Raw genomic sequence first — 6,095 nt, forward strand, 5'->3', positions numbered from 1 at the left:
GCCGGTACGCGCATGATGCGCGCACCGGCCTCCGCCGCGTCGTGCTCCGGGGCCTCAGCCCTCGGCGCCGACCTCGATCGCCGCCAGGTTCTTCTTGCCCCGACGCAGCACCAGCCAGCGGCCGTGCAGCAGCTCGTCCGCCGACACCTCGGCGTCCTCCGCGGTGACCTTCACGTTGTTCACGTACGCCCCGCCCTCCTTCACCGTGCGGCGCGCTCCCGACTTGCTCGGAGCGAGACCGACCTCGACGAACAGGTCCACGACCTGCCCGAGCTCCGCCACGCGCGCGTGCGGCAGCTCGGAGAGAGCGGCGGCCAGCGTCGCCCCGTCCAGCTCGGTCAGGTCGCCCTGCCCGAACAGCGCCTTCGAGGCGTTGATGACGGCCGCGCACTGCTCGGCGCCGTGCACCAGCGTCGTCAGCTCCTCGGCGAGCGCCCGCTGGGCGGCCCGGGCCTGCGGCCGCTCGGCGGTCTGCTGCTCCAGCTCCTCCAGCTCCTCGCGGGACTTGAAGGACAGGATCCGCATGTACGTCGAGATGTCCCGGTCGTCCACGTTCAGCCAGAACTGGTAGAACGCGTACGGCGTCGTCATCTCCGGGTCGAGCCACACGGCCCCGCCCTCGGTCTTGCCGAACTTGGTGCCGTCCGCCTTGACCATCAGCGGGGTCGCCAGCGCATGCGCCTCGGCGCCCGGCTCCAGGCGGTGGATCAGGTCGAGGCCCGCCACCAGGTTGCCCCACTGGTCGGACCCGCCCTGCTGCAGGGTGCAGCCGTAGCGCCGGTACAGCTCCAGGAAGTCCATGCCCTGAAGCAGCTGGTAGCTGAACTCGGTGTAGCTGATGCCCTGCTCGGACTCCAGGCGCCGGGCGACGGAGTCCTTGGTCAGCATCTTGTTGACCCGGAAGTGCTTGCCGATGTCCCGCAGGAACTCGATCGCGGACAGGCCGGCGGTCCAGTCCAGGTTGTTCACCATGACCGCCGCGTTCTCCCCCTCGAAGGAGAGGAACGGCTCGATCTGGCTCCGCAGCCGGTTCACCCAGTTCGCGACCGTCTCCGGGTCGTTCAGGGTGCGCTCGGCCGTCGGGCGCGGGTCGCCGATCTGGCCGGTGGCGCCACCGACCAGCGCCAGCGGCCGGTGACCGGCCTGCTGGAGCCGGCGGACGGTGAGCACCTGGACCAGGTGGCCGACGTGGAGACTGGCCGCGGTCGGGTCGAAACCGCAATAGAACGTGACGGGACCGTCCGCGAGAGCCTTGCGCAGGGCGTCCTCGTCGGTGGACTGGGCGAACAGCCCGCGCCACTTGAGCTCGTCGACGATGTCCGTCACGATTCTCGGTCTCCTTGGTTGATGGTCGTCACGCCGTGACTCAGTCTATGGGGGTCAGACGCCCTTGCTGACCGAGCTCATATTGAAGTCCGGCACCCGCAGCGCCGGCATCGCGGCCCTGGTGAACCAGTCGCTCCACTCGCGCGGCAGCGTCTTCTCCGTCCGCCCCGCCTCCGAGGCCCGCGACAGCAGGTCCACCGGCGACTCGTTGAACCGGAAGTTGTTCACCTCGCCGACCACCTCGCCGTTCTCGACGAGGTAGACGCCGTCGCGGGTCAGCCCGGTCAGCAGCAGCGTCGCCGGGTCGACCTCGCGGATGTACCAGAGGCAGGTCAGCAGCAGGCCGCGCTCCGTCGAGGCGACCATCTCCTCCAGCGAGCGCTCGCCGCCGCCGTCCAGGATGAGGTTCCCGGCGCCGGGTGCCACGGGCAGGCGGGTGAGCGCCGCGGTGTGCCGGGTGGTGATCAGATGCTCCAGCTTCCCCTCCCGCACCCAGTCGATCGGCGCCAGCGGCAGACCGTTGTCGAAGACGGAGGAGTCGTCGCCCGAGGAGTGCGCGATCACGAACGGCGCGGACTCCAGACCCGGCTCGTTCGGGTCGCTGCGCAGGGTCAGCGGCAGCGGCGAGAGGGTCTCGCCGAGTCGGGTCCCACCACCCGGCTTCGAGAAGACCGTGCGGCCCTCGACCGCGTCCCGGGCCGTCGACGACCAGAACTGGTAGATCAGCAGGTCGGCCACGGCGGTCGGCGGCAGCAGCGTCTCGTACCGTCCGGCCGGCAGGTCGATCCGGCGCTCCGCCCAGCCGAGCCGCTGCGCCAGATCGGCGTCGAGGGCGGCCGGGTCGACGTCCTTGAAGTCCCGGGTGGAGCGCCCGGCCCATGCGGAGCGCGAGCGGTCGGGGGACTTGGCGTTGAGCTCCAGGGTGCCGTTGGGCTGGTCGTGCCGGAGCCGCAGCCCCGTCGACGTGCCGAGGTAGGTCGAGGTCAGCTCGTGGTTCGCGAAGCCGTACAGCTCGCGTCCGCCGGCCCGGGCACGGGCGAAGGCCTCGCCGAGCGCGGGCGCGAAGTCCGCGAAGACGGCGGAGCTGGTCTCGGCCGGCGCGTCCCTGAAGTCGGGCGAGGCGTCGATGCCCTCGACGAGGGGCTGCGCGTCCTCGGCCGGCCCCGCGGCCCTGGCGGCCTCCTCCGCGGCCCGTACCAGCGGCTCCAGATCGTCCACGGTCACGGCGGAGCGCGAGACGACGCCGGACGCGGTGCCCTGCGCGCCGTCCACGGTGGCGACGACCGTGAGCGTGCGGCCGCGGGTGACGCCATTGGTCGTCAGCGCGTTGCCCGCCCAGCGCAGATTGGCGGAGGACTCCTCGTCGGCGATGACGACACACCCGTCGGCGCGGGACAGCTCCAGGGCCCGCTCGACGATCTCGTACGGCTTGCTGACGCGGCTCATCGACCGGCCTCCTGCGTCGTGTTGAGACGGTGCTTGCCCGGGGGACGACCCCCGGACCCCCAGCGAATTGCGTGGCGCGAGATCATCGACCGGCCTCCTGCGTCGTGTTGAGGATGTTGACGCCCCTGAAGAGGGCGGAGGGGCAGCCGTGGGAGACCGCCGCGACCTGGCCGGGCTGCGCCTTGCCGCAGTTGAAGGCGCCGCCGAGGACGTACGTCTGCGGGCCGCCGACCTTCTCCATCGACCCCCAGAAGTCCGTCGTCGTCGCCTGGTACGCGACGTCCCGCAGCTGGCCGGCCAGCCTGCCGTTCTCGATGCGGAAGAAGCGCTGCCCGGTGAACTGGAAGTTGTACCTCTGCATGTCGATCGACCAGGACCGGTCCCCGACCACGTAGATACCGCGCTCGACGCCCCCGATCAGATCCTCCGTGGAGAGCCCGCCCGGGTCCGGCTGCAGGGAGACGTTCGCCATCCGCTGCACCGGCACATGGCCCGGCGAGTCGGCGAAGGCGCAGCCGTTCGACCGGCCCAGGCCCGTGAGCTTCGCGATCCGCCGGTCCAGCTGGTAGCCGACGAGCGTGCCGTCCTTCACCAGGTCCCACGACTGCGCCTCGACGCCCTCGTCGTCGTACCCGACGGTCGCGAGGCCGTGCTCGGCGGTCCGGTCACCCGTCACGTTCATGATCGACGAGCCGTACGCCAGCTTGCCCAGCTGGTCGAAGGTGGCGAAGGAGGTCCCCGCGTACGCCGCCTCGTAGCCCAGCGCCCGGTCCAGCTCGGTGGCGTGGCCGATCGACTCGTGGATCGTCAGCCACAGGTTCGACGGGTCGACGACCAGGTCGTACGCCCCCGCCTCCACGCTCGGCGCCCGCATCTTCTCGGCGAGCAGCCCGGGGATCTGCTCCAGCTCCGCGTTCCAGTCCCAGCCGGTGCCGGTCAGGTACTCCCAGCCGCGCCCGACCGGCGGCGCGATCGTCCGCATCGAGTCGAACTCGCCGGTCGTCTCGTCCACGGCGACCGCCGTGAGCTGCGGATGCAGCCGGACCCGCTGCTGGGTGGTGACGGTGCCCGCCGTGTCCGCGTAGAACTTGTTCTCCTGGACGGTCATCAGCGAGGCGTCGACGTGCGCGACACCGTCCGCCCGCAGCAGCCGCTCGCTCCAGTCGGCGAGCAGCGCGCTCTTCTCGGCGCCGGGGATGTCGAACGGGTTGATCTCGTACGAGGAGATCCAGGTCCGCTCCGCGTGCACCGGCTCCTCGGCCAGCTCCACACGCTCGTCGGAGCCCGCCGCGGCGATCACCTTGGCGGACAGCTTGGCCATGGCGACGGCCTGCGAGGCGACCCGCGCGGCCCCGTCCATGGTCAGGTCGACCCCGGAGGCGAACCCCCAGGCTCCGCCGTGCACCACCCGCACCGCGTACCCGAGGTCCGTGGTGTCCGATGAACCCGAGGGTTTGGCGTCCCGCAACCGCCACGAGGCGCTGCGCACCCGCTCCAGACGGAAGTCGGCATGGTCGGAGCCGAGGGCACGCGCGCGGGCGAGCGCGGCGTCCGCCAGCGCCCGCAACGGCAGCGCGGTGAAGGCTGCGTCGATGGAATGGATGCCAGATGGCACAGCTGTCTCCTGTCGTGTGAGACCGGTCGCCCCCGATCATGTCGCGCTTTCGGCCGCCACGCCCAGAGCTTTATGTAGGGACCCGACAGTGACATCCGTACGCCACTGTCAGGGGTCGATTCCTCGCGGAAGGGACGGGACCGATAGGTTTTCGGTAACCAGACCGCTATCGAAAGGGTGATCCGTTGAGCCGCTCGGTTCTCGTCACCGGAGGCAACCGGGGCATCGGCCTCGCCATCGCCCGCGCGTTCGCCGATGCCGGCGACAAGGTCGCGATCACGTACCGCTCCGGAGAGCCGCCGGCCGGCTTCCTCGCCGTCAAGTGCGACATCACCGACGCCGAACAGGTGGAGCAGGCGTACAAGGAGATCGAGGAGAAGCACGGTCCCGTGGAGGTGCTGGTGGCCAACGCCGGCGTCACCAAGGACCAGCTGCTCATGCGCATGTCCGAAGAGGACTTCACCTCCGTCCTCGACACCAACCTCACCGGCACCTTCCGGGTCGTGAAGCGTGCCAACCGCGGCATGCTGCGCGCCAAGAAGGGCCGCGTCGTGCTGATCTCCTCGGTCGTGGGTCTCCTCGGCTCGGCGGGTCAGGCGAACTACGCCGCCTCGAAGGCCGGCCTGGTCGGTTTCGCGCGGTCCCTCGCCCGGGAGCTCGGCTCGCGCAACATCACCTTCAACGTCGTCGCGCCCGGTTTCGTCGACACCGACATGACCGCCGTCCTCACCGACGAGCAGCGCGCCGGCATCGTGTCCCAGGTGCCGCTGGGCCGCTACGCGCAGCCGGAGGAGATCGCCGCCGCGGTGAAGTTCCTCGCCTCCGACGACGCCTCGTACATCACTGGAGCCGTCATCCCGGTTGACGGCGGATTGGGCATGGGTCACTGATCACCATGAGCGGAATTCTCGAGGGCAAGCGCATCCTGATCACCGGTGTGCTGATGGAGTCCTCCATCGCCTTCCACACCGCGAAGCTGGCCCAGGAGCAGGGCGCGGAGATCATCCTCACCGCCTGGCCGCGGCCGACGCTGACCGAGCGCATCGCCAAGAAGCTGCCCCACCCCGACAAGGTGAAGGTCCTGGAGCTCGACGTCTCCAACGACGAGCACCTGGCGCGCCTTGAGGGCCAGGTGCGCGAGCACCTCGGCGACCGTCTGGACGGCGTCGTCCACTCGATCGGTTTCGCCCCGCAGGACGCGCTCGGCGGCAACTTCCTCAACACGCCGTTCGAGTCGGTCGCCACGGCCATGCACGTCTCGGCCTTCTCGCTGAAGTCCCTGACGATGGCGCTGCTGCCGCTGATGAGCGAGGGCGGCTCGGTCGTCGGACTCACCTTCGACGCGCAGTTCGCCTGGCCGCAGTACGACTGGATGGGCCCGGCCAAGGCCGCGCTCGAGGCCACCAACCGCTACATGGCCCGCGACCTGGGCAAGCAGAACATCCGCTGCAACCTGATCTCGGCGGGTCCGATCGGCTCGATGGCCGCGAAGTCGATCCCCGGCTTCTCGGAGCTGGCCGCGGTCTGGGACAGCCGCTCCCCGCTGGAGTGGAACCTGGCCGACCCGGAGCCGGCGGGCAAGGGCGTCGTGGCGCTGCTGTCCGACTGGTTCCCGAAGACGACCGGCGAGATCGTGCACGTCGACGGCGGTCTGCACGCCATCGGCGCCTAAGGGCTCGTACGAAGGCCGGGCGCCCCTCCACGGAGG

Annotated in this window: 5 protein-coding genes; 2 read left to right on the forward strand and 3 right to left on the reverse strand. The window is 70.4% G+C overall.

Translation table 11 applies throughout. The features are described from left to right. Nucleotides 1–54: 54 nt before the first annotated feature. The 3 genes from tyrS to ACFQ7Q_RS37290 all read right to left on the reverse strand — a co-directional run bounded on the left by tyrS (nt 55) and on the right by ACFQ7Q_RS37290 (nt 4,375). The gene (gene tyrS, locus ACFQ7Q_RS37280) at nt 55–1,326 is read right to left on the reverse strand and encodes a tyrosine--tRNA ligase (RefSeq protein ID WP_383563448.1); all 1,272 of its coding nucleotides are present in this window, start codon (nt 1,324–1,326) and stop codon (nt 55–57) included. Between the two features lie 54 nt (nt 1,327–1,380). After that, nucleotides 1,381–2,772 (reverse strand): metallopeptidase TldD-related protein, encoded by a 1,392-nt coding sequence (locus tag ACFQ7Q_RS37285; protein WP_383563451.1) that lies wholly within the window; start codon nt 2,770–2,772, stop codon nt 1,381–1,383. Nucleotides 2,773–2,854: 82 nt separating this feature from the next. Next, the gene (locus ACFQ7Q_RS37290) at nt 2,855–4,375 is read right to left on the reverse strand and encodes a TldD/PmbA family protein (protein ID WP_383563460.1); all 1,521 of its coding nucleotides are present in this window, start codon (nt 4,373–4,375) and stop codon (nt 2,855–2,857) included. Nucleotides 4,376–4,572: 197 nt separating this feature from the next. On the opposite strand from ACFQ7Q_RS37290, the gene fabG reads away from it, so the two are divergent. Further along, nucleotides 4,573–5,277, forward strand: coding sequence for a 3-oxoacyl-[acyl-carrier-protein] reductase (fabG, locus tag ACFQ7Q_RS37295; protein WP_383563454.1), 705 nt, complete (start codon nt 4,573–4,575; stop codon nt 5,275–5,277). A 5-nt stretch (nt 5,278–5,282) separates the two neighbouring features. Further along, a complete protein-coding gene (gene fabI / locus ACFQ7Q_RS37300; protein ID WP_383563457.1) occupies nt 5,283–6,059 on the forward strand; it encodes an enoyl-ACP reductase FabI in 777 nt (258 codons plus the stop codon). Nucleotides 6,060–6,095: the final 36 nt, after the last annotated feature.

This window comes from Streptomyces sp. NPDC056527 (genome assembly GCF_042794475.1).
Lineage (GTDB): Bacteria > Actinomycetota > Actinomycetes > Streptomycetales > Streptomycetaceae > Streptomyces.

What these genes read in the sequence shown, in the direction of transcription:
- ACFQ7Q_RS37285 (WP_383563451.1), bottom strand. Translation starts at nt 2,772, where the DNA reads ATGAGCCGCGTCAGCAAGCCGTACGAGATCGTCGAGCGGGCCCTGGAG.
- fabI (WP_383563457.1), top strand. Translation starts at nt 5,283, where the DNA reads ATGAGCGGAATTCTCGAGGGCAAGCGCATCCTGATCACCGGTGTGCTG.